The organism is Candidatus Zixiibacteriota bacterium, assembly GCA_034439475.1.
In the GTDB taxonomy this organism is placed as follows: Bacteria; Zixibacteria; MSB-5A5; order GN15; family FEB-12; genus JAWXAN01.
The window spans coordinates 1-14,216 of the sequence record JAWXAN010000025.1 but is presented as its reverse complement, the minus strand read 5'-3'; the positions used below and the strand labels follow the sequence as shown (position 1 = coordinate 14,216).

Genomic DNA, 14,216 nt, shown 5'->3' with positions numbered 1-14,216 from the left:
TAAGAGAACCGCACATGATAACAGTTACAATCGATAGCCGGGTCAAGCAAGTTGTTTCCAATATTAGAAATCTCCCGACCCCACCGATAGTCTTTCATCAAATCCAGAAAGTCATCAGCTCGCCAAACGCTTCGGCCACACAGGTGGCATCGATTTTAGCCGAGGACCCGGCTATGTCGGTCAAAGTTCTCAAACTGACCAACTCTGCATTTTATGGACTCTCGCGCGAGATTGATTCAGTCAAACAGGCCGTTGTGATTGTGGGCATGGAGGCCATCCGAAATCTCGTTCTCTCAGCATCGGTGCTTGAGATGTTCAAAGGGAAAAATGTCGACGAAGAATATCAGGAAAAATTTTGGAGACATTCGCTTGCGACCGCTTTTTGCAGCCGTATCCTTGCTCGAGCAATCAAAACCCGAGGGATTGTCGATCCCGATGCGGCATTCTCAAGCGGATTGCTCCATGACATCGGGAAAATTGTCGTCTGCGGATTTCTCCCTGATGCCTATCTGAAATTTAACGAAGAACGTATGAAGGACCGGGTGGCGCCCAATTATGAAATCGAGGAGCGTATACTGGGATACAACCACTGTCAGATAGGCACATTGCTGACAAGCCAGTGGAAGCTTCCTGCCAAGCTCATTGAGGCAATTACTTTTCATCATCATCCTCAACAGAGCACAGCCGCTGACTCCATGCCCTATCTCGTCAACCTTGCCAACTCGATCGCAAAGAAAACATTCTATAAAGATGAGGATGCCTTTCTGGTTGGCTCGCCAGATAAGGCCGTGATGGAATATCTTGATATTTCAGCCCATGAAATGGAAGCCTATGGGCAAATGCTTCATGATGAATACTTGAAGGCAGAGACGTTCATAACACTGGCCGGTCTCAATTGAGATTCGTATGAGTTTCGTCTTCACCCCTTCTATTCACCCCATGAATTTCCTAAGCTGCTAAATACCAACGGTTTCATCCTAACAATGGTCTAAAATAGCGATTGACATTCATCGTCGGTCGATTTATACTTTTCGTCCTGCCAACCAAAGAAAAGTTGCGGCAGATAGTTGAAAGTTAATGGGCGATTAGCTCAGATGGTTAGAGTACTTGCTTGACATGCAAGGGGTCACTGGTTCGATTCCAGTATCGCCCACCATTTGACATGACAGACAGAAGGCCGAAGTCTACAGGTTGCGGCTTTCTGCGAGAGTTACTCGATATGATAAGGAAGAATGTCGCAAGTTCAAATCCAGTTGCCCGACGGTTCAGTGCGGGACTATCAGGCCGGCACGACCGGCTATCAAATCGCTGAGTCTATTTCACCCCGGTTGGCTAAAGATGCTGTGGCTGTCAAGGTCGACGGCATAATCCGTGATCTCTCCTATCCTATTCCACAAAATGCCCCGGTCCAGATTTTGACTTTTGATTCTGCCGAAGGAAAAGAAGTCTTCTGGCATTCCAGTTCGCATATAATGGCACAAGCCGTACAGGAACTTTTTCCGGGGGTGAAACTTGCAATCGGCCCTCCCATCGACGAGGGCTGGTATTATGACTTCGATGTCGAAAAGCCCTTCTCACCCGAAGACCTTCTCAAAATCGAAAAGCGCATGGCTGAGATTGTCGAAGAAAATGCCCCATTCCGCTGCGAAGTAAAAAACCGTCTCGAATCAGTAGACTATTTTCGCAAAAGGAACGCACCGTATAAAGCCGAACTCCTAGAAGGGATCGAAGGCGAAACCGTCACATTCTATTATCAGTCGCGCTTTGAAGATTTATGCCGGGGACCGCATATCCCCAAAACTGGAATAATCAAAGCGGTCAAATTGATAGCCACCTCGGGCGCGTACTGGCGCGGCGATGAAAAGCGGGCGATGCTCCAGCGCATATACGGTGTTTCATTTCCCAAAAAAGCAATGCTCGATGAATATGTCCATCGCCAGGAAGAGGCCAAAAAGCGCGACCATCGCATGCTCGGCAAACAACTTGAATTGTACACCGTTACCGAAGAAGTCGGCGCCGGACTAATTCTCTGGCTGCCCCGTGGCTCGCGCATCCGAAACGAAATTGAAAATTTCTGGCGGGAAGAACATCAGCGTAATGGCTATGAATTGGTTTATTCACCGCATATCGCAAACAGGATTTTGTGGAAAAAAAGCGGGCATACCAACTTCTACACCGACAGTATGTTCGCTCCAATGGATGTCGATGAGCGCAAATATCAGCTTAAACCGATGAACTGCCCTTTCCATATTCAAATGTATAAAGCCCGGCACTGGTCGTATCGGGATCTGCCGCTCCGATGGGCGGAACTGGGAACAGTCTACCGTTACGAGAGAGCCGGGGTACTGCATGGACTCATGAGGGTTCGCGGGTTTACTCAGGACGACGCCCATCACTTTGTAACGCAGGAGGGAATGGAAGACGAACTTGTATGGCTCTTGCAATTCTGCGTCCACATTCTCAAGTCCTTCGGGTTTACAGACTACCAGATAAACATCTCGACCAAACCGGCCAAAGCTATTGGTGAAGATGCCGATTGGACGAGGGCAGAGAATGGTCTTCGCGGTGCATTGGAAAAATCTGGCCTTCCTTTTGGTATAAATGCCGGAGACGGGGCATTCTATGGTCCTAAGATTGATATTCTGATCAAGGACGCCATTGGACGAAGTTGGCAGTGCTCGACGATTCAGTTTGATTTCAGTCTGCCTGAGCGCTTCGATCTGACATATGTCAATCGCGATGGTCAACCCAAGCGGCCATATATGATTCATCGGGCATTGCTTGGGTCGATAGAAAGGTTTTTTGGCGTCCTAATTGAACATTATGCCGGTGATTTCCCGTTGTGGCTTGCTCCGACCCAAGTCAAGGTTTTGCCGATTACTGACGATCAAATCCCGTATGGCAAAGAACTGGTTGAAATGATGCGGAAGGACCGGATTCGGGCCGAAATTGACACTCGTTCCGAAAAAATTGGCGCAAAAATCCGCGATGCCGAATTGCAAAAGACGCCGTATATGTTTATCGTTGGTGGGCGCGAAGCCTCAGCCAACTCGGTCGCTGTACGAAAGCACGGCACAGGCGACATTGGGATTCAGCCGGCCGAAGCGGCTGTTAACATGATTAAGGAAGAAATTCTGAGCAAGGGAACCGCCACAAAAGGCAACTAAGAAATATCGGAGGAACGCATAGCAACTAAAGAAATTCGTATCAATAATCGCATCAAAGTGACACCCGTTCGTCTAATCGGATCTGACGGCGAACAAGTCGGCATACTGCCGACCGCCGAAGCCCTACAGCGGGCGCATGACCTTGGACTTGATCTTGTCGAGGTCTCTCCTGACAGCCGTCCGCCTGTTTGCCGGATAATGGATTTTGGGAAGTATAAATACGAGCTTTCCAAAAAGGACAAGACCGCCAAAAAGAAACAGCACACCTTCCAGATGAAGGAAATGCGTTACCGCCCCAAAATAGACGACCATGATTTTGATTTCAAGACCAAACATCTGCGGGAATTTTTGCTTTCCGGCTGTAAAATCCGGGCGATGGTCATGTTCCGGGGCCGCGAAATGGCCCATGTGGAATTCGGGCGCGCGATTATGGATAGGATAATCAAAGAGCTATCAGATATTGCCAATGTCGAAATGGAACCCAAAATGGAAGGGCAGACCATGGCGACAGTTATGAATCCCAAGCCGGACATAATGAAAAAAGCGCATAAACCCAAGGCGGACAGCAAAGATGAGCTGGTTGGTGGCGAGGCTCACAATGCTGACGACAACGAGGTTGGGGCTGAAATTGGTGCGAAAAAAGAATAATAATCATCATTATTCTTTTGCGCGGTTTTATGGAAGCTTGTATATTAAAAATCTGTCATAAAATGACAGCTTGAATAGAGTAGAATTATTTGGTCTGAGAAATAGAGGATTTACGATGCCGAAACTGAAAACCAAACGCGCGGCGGCTAAGCGGTTCAAAAAAACCGGAAGCGGCAAAATCAAGCGCCGCAAAGCGTTTGCCACGCATATCCTGACGAAGATGACCTCCAAACGGAAACGGAATCTTCGCAAACAGGCCTTGATTTCAAGCGCCGATTGGAACACAGTTTCCCACATGTTGCCGTATTAGGCACGGCATCGTTATAGTCACGAAGGAGAAGTTGAGCAATGCCACGCGCAAAAAATAATGTCGCTGCCCATCAGAGACACAAAAAAATTCTCGAAAGAGCCAAAGGAAATATGAACGGTCGTGCGAATCTTTATCGCACTGCCCTCGAAACCGTCCATCGCGGTCTCCGTTATGCCTACCGCGACCGCCGCGTGCGCAAACGCGAGTTCCGCCAGTTGTGGATTGCTCGTATCTCCGCCGCCGCTAAAATGAACGGCACAAATTATTCGACCCTGATGAACGGCCTTAAAAAAGCTGGCGTCACACTCGATCGTAAGGCGCTTGCCGATATAGCCGCGCGCGATATGGCTACATTCTCGTCGCTGGCTCAAATGGCGGCGGCCAGCCATTAAGGCGGCGAGCCGTTAAATAATTTCTGATACCTATGTCGCTCTCTGACGAGGTGAATACATTAGAAGCTCAAGCTCTCGAGCGAATCGGTACTGCCGGTTCGCTCGAATCGCTTAAAGAACTTGAGATCCGCTATCTTGGCCGTAAAGGCGAACTCACCGAAATCCTCAAAAGCCTCAAAGACCTCTCTGTCGAAGAGAAGAAGACAACCGGGGCCAAAGCAAATGCCGTCCGATTGCTTTTGGCTGAAAAAATAGCCGAAGCTTCTGCGCAGTTTGAAACCAAAACATCTGATTCGTCCTTTGATCCGACTTTGCCCGGAACAGGCCAGAAGATTGGCGCGATTCATGTGGTCAATCAGGTTATGGGCGAAATCTGCCGGACATTTTATGGTATGGGATTCGAGATTGCTCATGGCCCGCATATAGAAACCGATTATTATAATTTCGAGGCGCTGAACTTTCCGCCCGACCATCCCGCGCGCGATATGCAGGATACATTCTTTGTCGATGGGGGACGGCTATTGCGAACGCACACAACTCCGGTGCAGGCTCGTGAACTTGAACGACGCAAAGATCTCAAGCCGCCCATTAAGATTATTACTCCAGGCAAGACCTTTCGCAACGAAGCCGTTTCCACCCGCGCCCATGTTTCATTTCATCAGGTCGACGGCTTTCTTGTCGATGAAGGAGTCTCAATGGCCGACCTCAAAGGCGCGCTGGTTGCGTTCTGCCATTCCTTTTTCGGCGAAAAACTCAAACTCAAATTTCGTCCGTCATACTTTCCTTTTACAGAACCGTCAGCCGAAGTCGACATATCGTGTTTTCTATGTAGCGGCAAAGGCTGCCAATTGTGCAAATATTCAGGGTGGCTGGAAATTCTCGGATGCGGCATGATCCATCCGAATGTGCTTGAGCGGGCGGGATATGATTCAGAAAAATACACCGGCTATGCCTTCGGAATGGGTGTGGAACGGGTGGCGATGCTCAAATACAAAATCAATGACATCCGCCTCTTTTTCAATAACAATGTCCGCTTCCTCCAGCAGTTCAAGTAAATATGAAGCTTTCGTATAAATGGCTCAAAGAACTCACTGGTGTCCAGTGGTCCGCGCAGGAAATGGCCGACCGACTGACTCTGTGCGGAACGGCCGTAGAGGAAGTAGAGTCGACTGCTAAATATCTCGACAATATAATTGTCGGCGAAGTTATTTCACTCTCTCCTATCGAAGGCGCAAAATCGATACAGAAAGCTGTAGTCAACACTGGCATAGCCCACGTTGAGGTTGTCTGCGGAGCGCCCAATGTCGCAGTCGGACAAAAAATCCCATTCGCGCAAATCGGCGCCAAAGTATCTGGCGGTCTTGAGATAAAAAAAGTAACAATCCGAGGCGTTGAATCAAGCGGCATGATCTGTTCTGAGTCAGAACTCGGCATTTCACAGGATCATGCCGGTATTATGGTCTTTGATGCCTTGGCTCCGCTCGGGACACCTGTTGCAGATTATCTGGACTATGATGATTATATTCTTCATTTTGAATTGACACCTAACCGCGGAGACTCCATGTCCGCGCTTGGCATCGCCCGAGACTTGGCGGCCCTGTCAAAAGTTAAAGTCAAACGCCCCGAAATAGCCCTGCGTCCTTCTGCAAAAAAATCCTCAGATTACATAAAAGTCTCAATCGAAGATAGCGCGGCTTGTCCGCGCTTCACGGCACGGGTCATTCGAAATCTCAAAATTGGCCAATCACCGTGGTGGGTTAAAAAGAAATTGCTCACAGCCGGCATTCGTCCGATTTCAAATATAGTCGATGTCACCAATCTGGTCATGCTCGAAACCGGAAATCCCCTCCATGCCTTTGACCTTGATAAGTTTGGCTCAAACGAAGTCGTTGTTCGACGCGCCAAGGACGGCGAGGAGTTGCTGACGCTCGATGGAAAAGTCCGCAAGCTGACACCCGAGGTTCTTCTCATCACAAACGGAAAAAAGTCAGTTGCCGCGGCGGGGGTTATGGGCGGCTTTGATTCGGAAGTCTCTGCTACGACAACAAATCTTCTCCTCGAAGTTGCCTATTTCAATCCGAGTGTCATCAGAAAAAGCCGCAAACAGCTTGAACTTGTCTCCGAAGCCTCGGCTCGCTTTGAAAAAGGAGTTGATCCAAACGGCGTGACCTATGCATCCGAATGGGCATCGTATCTTTTTCAGGAGCTGTGCGGCGGCGAAGTCTGCGATGGGGGAGTCGACACCTATCCCGCCGCGATTTTTCCACTGAAAATATCCCTGCGTCCAAAACGCTGCAATGCGATTCTTGGCACCCAACTTTCAAACGAGCGCATGGCCGAGATTCTCTCTTTGCTTGAGATGCAGGTGGAGGGAAACGAGCTATTGAATGTCACAGTACCGACATTCCGACCAGACATAATCCGCGAGATTGACCTCATCGAAGAAATTGCCCGGATCGAAGGGTATGCTCAGATTCCGGATGCGAAGTCAAACATCGGCCCACTATACACACCGACTCATCGTGATGACAGATTTCAGGATGAAATTAGACATATTCTCACAGCGGCGGGATTCGATGAAATAGTCGGTCACGGTCTTGCTAACGCCGCTTCGGCAAAGGCTGTCTGCCCAGCGCTTCCTCAAGTCAAAATCCTGAACCCGGTATCCGAGGAATTGAATATTGTTCGCAACAGCCTGTTGACCACGACTTTGGAAGCTGTCGCCCACAACTATGCCCACCGCAATTTAGACCTTCGCCTCTTCGAGATAGGGAAGACCTATTCTCCGCCCATCAATGGTACTTGGACAGAGGAAGACAAACTTTGCCTCGCCGTCTCAGGAGAAAAATCCGGTAACTGGCGCGAGAAGCCGCGTCCGCTCGATTTTCATGATATCACCGGAGCTCTCGAATCACTGTTTGGTCATTTTTACTTTCCGTTAATAACATTTGAACCGTCGAAAATAGACTCCCTTGATCCTTCCTGCTCTTTTTCCGTCACGCTTGACTCCAAAGCCATCGGCTTCATCGGCCAGATAAAAGCCGAACTGACTAAGCGGTATTCAATCAAGGGAGTTGTTTTTGCAGCGGAATTGTCTATTGCCCCCCTCATGCGCGCAGGCAGACCCCTGACCGAATTCGCCCAGCTTCCAATTTATCCTTCGGCGCCCCGCGATCTTGCTTTAATAGTTGACACAAGCGTCAAGGCAGCCGATATTGTATCCACGGTCAAAGAAGCCGGAGGCACAATCGCACAGTCCGTCTCAATCTTTGACCTATACGTTGGAAACCAAATACAGCAAGGGAAGAAATCAGTCGGTGTGACTATTGAATATCGTTCACATGAACGAAGTCTTTCAGGCGAGGAAGTCGATACTGCCCAGGCAAGTGTTATCGCCGCTCTGAAAGCAAAGTTCACGGCTGAGATTAGAGAAAAATAGATAACGAGAAAAGCGGATACCATGTCTGACGCTTTACATTTGGTCGAATCGAAACTCGACAATCTCCTGACTGCGCTTGAAACGCTCAAAAAAGAAAACACTGTTTTGAGGCGTGAAAATCGTGCCCTCAAAACCGAACTTGGCAATCTTCGCGATCGATCTGAAAAGGTCCGGCTTATGTCCGGTGACCGCCAAGACTCGATGAAATTGAAGTTGGAGACCGTTATGAGCCATATTGATGAGCTTGAACGGCTAATCATTTAGTTTTTTTTCTTGACTTATCCCCCTCCAAGTGTTATAAATGCCGGCAAGATAGCAGGATAAGAGAATACAGTCATGCTTGATATGTCGGAACAGCAGTCTAAACACGCGATCGAAAACACAGTTGTCGTCAAAATATGCGGAGAAGAGTATCCTATAACCGGATACAGTGACCCCGCTTATATCTCCAAAGTAGCCGAATATGTCGATGAAAAAATGCGCCTTGTTGCGCTTAACTCACGAAATAAAGCTCGTGATAAGGTAGCTATTTTGACCGCTTTGTCGATTGCCTCTGAGCTTTTGGAAAATTCGGATCGTCTATCCGAATCGCGCCAAGGGGTCGATTCACGTCTCGGGGTTCTCCTGAACCGCCTCGACGCTGCTCTCACCGATGGTCCGTCGACTCAAAGCTGAGCTTCGGATTTTTTTAAAACCGTCTGTATTCTCTTTATCCTCTCAAATTGTGAATATATAAAACACGTCCCGCAATGACTGTGCGGGATGGGAGGCAGCGATGACTAACACAGTACTGCTCATTCTCGTAGCCCTTGCTGTCGGCATTGTCGGCTTTGTGCTGGCATGGATTCTTGCGCACAAAGTCGGCGAAAAGAGCGTCGGTAAGGCTCATGTCGACGCAAAACGTATTTTGTCCGAGGCCGATAAACAGGCTGAAATGCGCAAAAAAGAAGCCATTCTCGAGGCCCGTGAGGACTTCTTAAAGGTAAAGACTGCCTTTGAACGCGAAGCCGAAGAAAGACGGCGAGAGCTTGAACGATTTGAAAAGAAAGTCGACGAAAAAGAGACAGGCACCCAGAAAAGACTCGAAATTCTTGAAAATAAAGAACGGGATGTCGCTGGCCGTGACAAGGGCCTTCAGACCCGTGAAAAGGGGATAACTATACGCGAAACCGAACTCAGCCAAGTTATATCCTCGCAAAATGACAAACTCCAGCGCATCGCGCAGATGACTCCCGAAGAAGCCAAACGTCAATTGATGGAAAATATGCTTGGTGAAGCCAAAATGGAGGCCGCCGCCCATATCAAGGAAATCAAAGACAAAGCCGAGCAGGATGCCGATAAAGAATCCAAAGAAATTATTCTCCGTTCAATCTATCGCTGTGCCGCCGACCACACCATGGAAACGACCGTTTCGGTTGTTTCCTTGCCAGGCGATGATATGAAAGGGCGCATCATTGGACGTGAAGGCCGAAACATCCGCGCCTTTGAGACGGCCACCGGTGTCGATGTTATTGTCGATGACACCCCCGAAGCCGTTATTCTCTCCGGCTATGACCCCGTTCGGCGCGAGATCGCGCGAATGGCTCTTGAGAAACTCATAGTCGACGGCCGTATCCATCCAACCCGTATCGAAGAGGTTGTGGACAAGGCCAAAAAGGAAATGGAAGTGATTGTCCGTCAGGCAGGCGAGCAGGCCTGCTTTGAACTGGGCATCCATGGCCTGCATGCCGATGTCATACGCCTTCTCGGAAAGCTGAACTACCGTACATCGTACGGCCAAAATGTCCTCGGCCACAGTAAGGAAGTATCAATGCTCTGCGGACTCATGGCCGCTGAACTCGAGCTTGACGACGTCCTTGCCAAACGCTGCGGACTCCTGCATGACATAGGGAAAGCTATTGACCGCGAGACTGAAGGCACACATACTCAGATCGGCGCCGATTTCATGCGGCGATACAAAGAGAGCGACATTGTTATAAACGCAATCGAAGCTCATCATAATGATGTCCCTATTAACAGCCCTTATGTGATTCTTGTCCAGACCGCCGATGCCATCTCCGGCTCGCGTCCCGGCGCTCGCCGCGAACCGCTCGAAGCATACATCAAGCGTCTGCAACAGCTCGAAGAGCTTGCCGACAGCTTCAAAGGGGTGAGCAAAGCATACGCAATTCAGGCCGGTCGCGAGATTCGTGTTATTGTAGAAAATGATAAAATCGATGATTTAGCCTCACAAGTTTTGGCTTCGGATATAGCGGCAAAAATCGAAGCCGAGATGCAGTATCCGGGACAGATTAAAGTGACGGTTATCCGCGAGACCCGCGCCACCGAATACGCGAAGTAAGGGCAAGAACTCGCTGCCGCGTAAACGACTCGCCTTAATGTCATACTGGTGCAGGTCGCCGCAGTGGAGTATCCATCTTCTCTGATATTTGGTAGGTCAGTGATCCTTGTGATCCTGACGTCCGATATTCACCAAGGTAAAGGATACACCGCAAGCAGTGTGGTACAAGAATCAAAGCAGGCATTTTCAAAATGTCACCCCAGCGCCTGTCCGCCGCTGCGGGAAAGCTGGGATACATCTTCTCTCTATTCGTGTACCATACCGCTTACGGTGTGATCTTTTCTTTACCCTCTCCCTCTGGGGGAGGGTGAGGGCTTCTTTGCCCGCCTCAACATTCCCTCTTCATTGACTCCCCCTTCTTCCACCAACCTTGGACTTGACAAACATCCTCAATCTTCTCATAATTTCCCCACACAATGTGAAAGGAACTCAAGCATGCGCACAGGTAAAAACTCTCTCCTCATGGCCACCATGTTGTTTTTGGCCGCCTCAGTGGTATCGGCTCAGCCCAAGGCAAATGCTGCCGACACCGCAAACACAGCACTTCATACTCTCTTTGACGAGTATTGGCAGGACCAGCTTCGATTTTACCCTACATGGGGAACGTACCTCGGCGACAAACGCTACGACAGTCTGCTCGATGACGTTTCCTCGGAAGCGCGCTTACAAATCGAGACAGCCTATCGCGGCTACCTTGACCGACTAAAAAAATTCGACAAGAATTCACTTAGCGCTGAAGACCGGGTGAGTGTTGGAATTCTTGAACTTAAAATCAACGAGTCGTTTGACACCGACAAATTTAAAACCTACACAATGCCCATCAGCCAGCAAGGCGGCCCGCATATCGATTTTCCTGGTTTGCTGAGCATAATTACCTTTCAAACAACTCTCGATTATCAAAATTTCTTCAGACGCATGCAAGCCTTCCCGAATCAGATCGACCAGACCATCGCCAATATGCGCGAAGGGATGTCGCTTGGATTGGTTTCCTCGAAAGTAAATATCGAACCGGTTGTCGCGCAGATTGAATCCTTCATCGTATCCAACGCTCCAAAATCCGTCTTCTTCGAGCCCATCCAAAAAAACGAAGGAAAGCTCGACTTTGATGAAATCGAAATGTGGGCCGACAGTTATGACAAGGCGATCATGGAATCAGTCGTCCCGGCCTATGTGAAACTCAAAGACTTCATTGTAAATGAATACCTCCCAAAATGCCGAGCCGAGTTCGGGGTCTGGTCATTCGCCGATGGAAAAGAGCGCTACAATTGGCTCATCAAACGCCACACAACTCTTGCGCTCAACCCCGACGATATTGCAAAAACCGGACTGGCGGAACTTGAGAAGATTCATGCCGATATGGACGCCATTATTGCCAAAGTTGGTTTCAAGGGGAGTCGCACGGAGTTCATGGATTATCTCCACAAAGAACCTAAATTTTATTACACAACGGCGGATTCATTGATTGCAGGCTACGACAAAATTCTTCGCGATGTAGAAAAGAGAACAGCACAGCTTTTTGGTATTTTGCCTAACGCCAAATGCGAAGTCAAAGAGATCGAAGCCTATCGTGCGGCCGATGCCCCGACGGCCTATTACAGTGGAGCCGCCGAAGATGGCTCGCGCCCGGGATATTTTTACGCCAACACATACATGCTTGAAACCCGCCCCAAATATGAGATGGAAGCCCTTACCTACCATGAGGCAATCCCCGGGCACCACCTGCAGGGTTCAATCGCGCAGGAGCTTGAAGGCATACCCGAGTTTCGTAAAAATGAATGGTTTACCGCATACGGCGAAGGATGGGCGCTCTATAGCGAGCAGCTTCCCAAAGAGATGGGTTTGTACACCGATCCATATTCCGATTTCGGACGGCTAATCTATGATGCCTGGCGCGCGGCCCGTTTGGTTGTCGATGTCGGTTTGCATTACCACAAATGGGACAGACAGAGGGCGATTGATTTCATGAAAGAGAATTTTGGCGGGACGGAGCACAATATCGTCAACGAAGTCGACCGCTACATTGCCGACCCGGGGCAGGCGCTGGGCTACAAGATCGGCCAGTTAAAAATTCGTGAACTTCGTGCCCGTGCGGAAAAAGAACTCGGCGCCGCATTCAAAATAACCGAATTCCACGACCAGATATTAAACAGCGGCAGTGTGCCTTTGGAAGTTCTTGAGGAAAAGATTAATAACTGGATCGCCGGCAAACGCACAAGTTAGAGGGGAGAGCGAATAGCGATAGAAAGAGATCTACTCGAGCGATAACTTTGCGCCTGTCGTTGCGGGGAGCGGCTTCCAAGACGCTGGTAGCAATCTCAGTTCTCTCCCTTTTTGTCATTCCAGTCCGCCATGGCGGATCCGCCTGTGGTGGGAAAGCTGGAATCCAGCGGCTCTGATCTTTGGTAGGTCAGTGATCCTTGCGATCCTGACATCCTTTCCGTGCTGTCGGGCGTCTCTGCCCGACACCCTCCGATATTTTGTAGGTCAGCGATCCTGACGTCCGATATTCATTTCCGTGGTTAGTGTACGTCCCGCCACGCCTGCCCGCTGTGGTGGGGCGGACTCGAAAGCCCCGTGCACCAACTCCTGCACCCTGTCGTTGCGAGGGGCGAAGTGACGCGGCAATCTCATGTTCTCTTGAGTGTGCCCCGCAAAACCCATAAGAAAATACCTTGATAACATGTGCATGGTTAGGTATCGTTCCTGCTGTTCAAAACAAGCGGCAAAGCTGGTCGAACAACTATTTAAACGAAGAGCGATAAATGGACAATTCAGAGAAACTCGTAGTCACACCGAATTATTTAATGATCAGGGCATTAAAGCAGACACCGGAAGTTTTTAAACTATTCTTTGAGAGTAGCCTTGTCGCGGTAGGATGGAGCGAAATTGATTTCTCCCAAAACACATTGGAAGATATTTTTATAAAGGTCAAAGTCCAGTATTTTAAGAATGATAAGGCTTCTCAAAGCGTAAAAGGTAGGCGATTAGCCGCCATAAAACGCTTCAAAGCCATCAAAGAGGGTGATAGACTAATTATTCCGCATTTGACGTCCTTCAGGTTTGCTGAAGCAACTGCAAAGGTTCAGTATGACGAACAATCCGGTAATGACCTTGATCTGGCTAATCAAAGAGAAGTCAAATACCTAATGGCAAATGGTGAGTTTTTAGAAGTCCCCCGAAGCGCCTTCACAAGTAAATTGCAGTCCCGACTGAAAGTTCGAGGCTCAATTGTGAGAGATCTGAAAGACTTTAAGATCGAACTTGGTGAATTTTGGGATAGAGCTACTCAATCATTAGAACTTGATCCGCTCAAGAGAATGGAAATAAAGAACCTGAACTGTACTGCCGAGTTCCAAAGTGCGCTGCTCGACCGAATCCAAGGCCGCAAGTTATACCTGGAAGCGGGGGGACGAGGGCTTGAGAAATTAGTTCTGGAGCTCTTATTTCTAGATGGTTACAAGGCCAGAATTCAATCAACATCGGCATCTCATGGACCAGGTGATGTCGACATTCTGGCTACTAAGAATAGTCACCAGCCAGCCGAAAATTTATGTATACAGATCAAACATCATCATGGGTCTACATCCGCCTACGCGGCTGAACAATTAATCAACGCAAGAAAGCAATACTCCCCGTGTACCCTTCGAGTCGTTACATCTGCTAAGCCTGACACAAAGTTGAAAGTGTTGTGTGAGCGAAACAGCATAGAACTTTGGGATGGCCAAAAATTAGTTGAGTGGATTTATAGCTTGCTGGACAAAATTAGCTCCGACACAAAATTAAAACTAGGCATTGCTGATGCGCCAATGTTATTGGATATTTGACGTCAATTGATGAATGATAAACACATCAATTGCGTGGTAAGGAGAATGTGAGCTTGATGAGGTCGAATCTCTGCTCGAAGCCCCCCTACCCAAAT

At 48.8% G+C, this 14,216-nt stretch carries 12 protein-coding genes and 1 tRNA gene; all 13 read left to right on the top strand.

The window, feature by feature from the left end:
- Nucleotides 1-14 precede the first annotated feature (14 nt).
- The gene (locus SGI97_03060; protein MDZ4722873.1) at nt 15-899 is read left to right on the top strand and encodes an HDOD domain-containing protein; all 885 of its coding nucleotides are present in this window, start codon (nt 15-17) and stop codon (nt 897-899) included.
- A 180-nt stretch (nt 900-1,079) separates the two neighbouring features.
- Nucleotides 1,080-1,156, top strand: a tRNA-Val gene (locus tag SGI97_03055).
- A gap of 76 nt (nt 1,157-1,232) precedes the next feature.
- Nucleotides 1,233-3,167 (top strand): threonine--tRNA ligase, encoded by a 1,935-nt coding sequence (gene thrS, locus SGI97_03050; GenBank protein MDZ4722872.1) that lies wholly within the window; start codon nt 1,233-1,235, stop codon nt 3,165-3,167.
- A 3-nt stretch (nt 3,168-3,170) separates the two neighbouring features.
- Nucleotides 3,171-3,815, top strand: a complete 645-nt coding sequence (gene infC, locus SGI97_03045; protein MDZ4722871.1) for a translation initiation factor IF-3 — start codon at nt 3,171-3,173, stop codon at nt 3,813-3,815.
- A 115-nt stretch (nt 3,816-3,930) separates the two neighbouring features.
- Nucleotides 3,931-4,125, top strand: a complete 195-nt coding sequence (gene rpmI / locus SGI97_03040) for a 50S ribosomal protein L35 (GenBank protein ID MDZ4722870.1) — start codon at nt 3,931-3,933, stop codon at nt 4,123-4,125.
- Nucleotides 4,126-4,163: 38 nt separating this feature from the next.
- Nucleotides 4,164-4,517, top strand: a complete 354-nt coding sequence (gene rplT, locus SGI97_03035; protein ID MDZ4722869.1) for a 50S ribosomal protein L20 — start codon at nt 4,164-4,166, stop codon at nt 4,515-4,517.
- A gap of 32 nt (nt 4,518-4,549) precedes the next feature.
- Nucleotides 4,550-5,572 (top strand): phenylalanine--tRNA ligase subunit alpha, encoded by a 1,023-nt coding sequence (gene pheS / locus SGI97_03030; GenBank protein MDZ4722868.1) that lies wholly within the window; start codon nt 4,550-4,552, stop codon nt 5,570-5,572.
- Nucleotides 5,573-5,574: 2 nt separating this feature from the next.
- Nucleotides 5,575-7,956, top strand: coding sequence for a phenylalanine--tRNA ligase subunit beta (gene pheT, locus SGI97_03025; GenBank protein MDZ4722867.1), 2,382 nt, complete (start codon nt 5,575-5,577; stop codon nt 7,954-7,956).
- 21 nt (nt 7,957-7,977) lie between these two features.
- A complete protein-coding gene (locus tag SGI97_03020; GenBank protein ID MDZ4722866.1) occupies nt 7,978-8,220 on the top strand; it encodes a hypothetical protein in 243 nt (80 codons plus the stop codon).
- Between the two features lie 72 nt (nt 8,221-8,292).
- A complete protein-coding gene (locus tag SGI97_03015; GenBank protein MDZ4722865.1) occupies nt 8,293-8,631 on the top strand; it encodes a cell division protein ZapA in 339 nt (112 codons plus the stop codon).
- 100 nt (nt 8,632-8,731) lie between these two features.
- Nucleotides 8,732-10,297, top strand: a complete 1,566-nt coding sequence (gene rny, locus SGI97_03010) for a ribonuclease Y (GenBank protein ID MDZ4722864.1) — start codon at nt 8,732-8,734, stop codon at nt 10,295-10,297.
- Between the two features lie 435 nt (nt 10,298-10,732).
- The gene (locus SGI97_03005; GenBank protein MDZ4722863.1) at nt 10,733-12,517 is read left to right on the top strand and encodes a DUF885 domain-containing protein; all 1,785 of its coding nucleotides are present in this window, start codon (nt 10,733-10,735) and stop codon (nt 12,515-12,517) included.
- Between the two features lie 542 nt (nt 12,518-13,059).
- Nucleotides 13,060-14,121 carry a restriction endonuclease gene (locus tag SGI97_03000; GenBank protein ID MDZ4722862.1) on the top strand — a complete coding sequence of 354 codons (1,062 nt, stop codon included), beginning with the start codon at nt 13,060-13,062 and terminating at the stop codon, nt 14,119-14,121.
- Nucleotides 14,122-14,216: the final 95 nt, after the last annotated feature.

Excerpts from the sequence above, each read along its gene's own strand:
- pheS (MDZ4722868.1), top strand. The coding sequence starts at position 4,550 with ATGTCGCTCTCTGACGAGGTGAATACATTAGAAGCTCAAGCTCTCGAG.
- rplT (MDZ4722869.1), top strand. The coding sequence starts at position 4,164 with ATGCCACGCGCAAAAAATAATGTCGCTGCCCATCAGAGACACAAAAAA.
- SGI97_03000 (MDZ4722862.1), top strand. The coding sequence starts at position 13,060 with ATGGACAATTCAGAGAAACTCGTAGTCACACCGAATTATTTAATGATC.
- rpmI (MDZ4722870.1), top strand. The coding sequence starts at position 3,931 with ATGCCGAAACTGAAAACCAAACGCGCGGCGGCTAAGCGGTTCAAAAAA.
- SGI97_03060 (MDZ4722873.1), top strand. The coding sequence starts at position 15 with ATGATAACAGTTACAATCGATAGCCGGGTCAAGCAAGTTGTTTCCAAT.
- SGI97_03020 (MDZ4722866.1), top strand. The coding sequence starts at position 7,978 with ATGTCTGACGCTTTACATTTGGTCGAATCGAAACTCGACAATCTCCTG.
- SGI97_03005 (MDZ4722863.1), top strand. The coding sequence starts at position 10,733 with ATGCGCACAGGTAAAAACTCTCTCCTCATGGCCACCATGTTGTTTTTG.
- pheT (MDZ4722867.1), top strand. The coding sequence starts at position 5,575 with ATGAAGCTTTCGTATAAATGGCTCAAAGAACTCACTGGTGTCCAGTGG.
- thrS (MDZ4722872.1), top strand. The coding sequence starts at position 1,233 with ATGTCGCAAGTTCAAATCCAGTTGCCCGACGGTTCAGTGCGGGACTAT.
- rny (MDZ4722864.1), top strand. The coding sequence starts at position 8,732 with ATGACTAACACAGTACTGCTCATTCTCGTAGCCCTTGCTGTCGGCATT.
- SGI97_03015 (MDZ4722865.1), top strand. The coding sequence starts at position 8,293 with ATGCTTGATATGTCGGAACAGCAGTCTAAACACGCGATCGAAAACACA.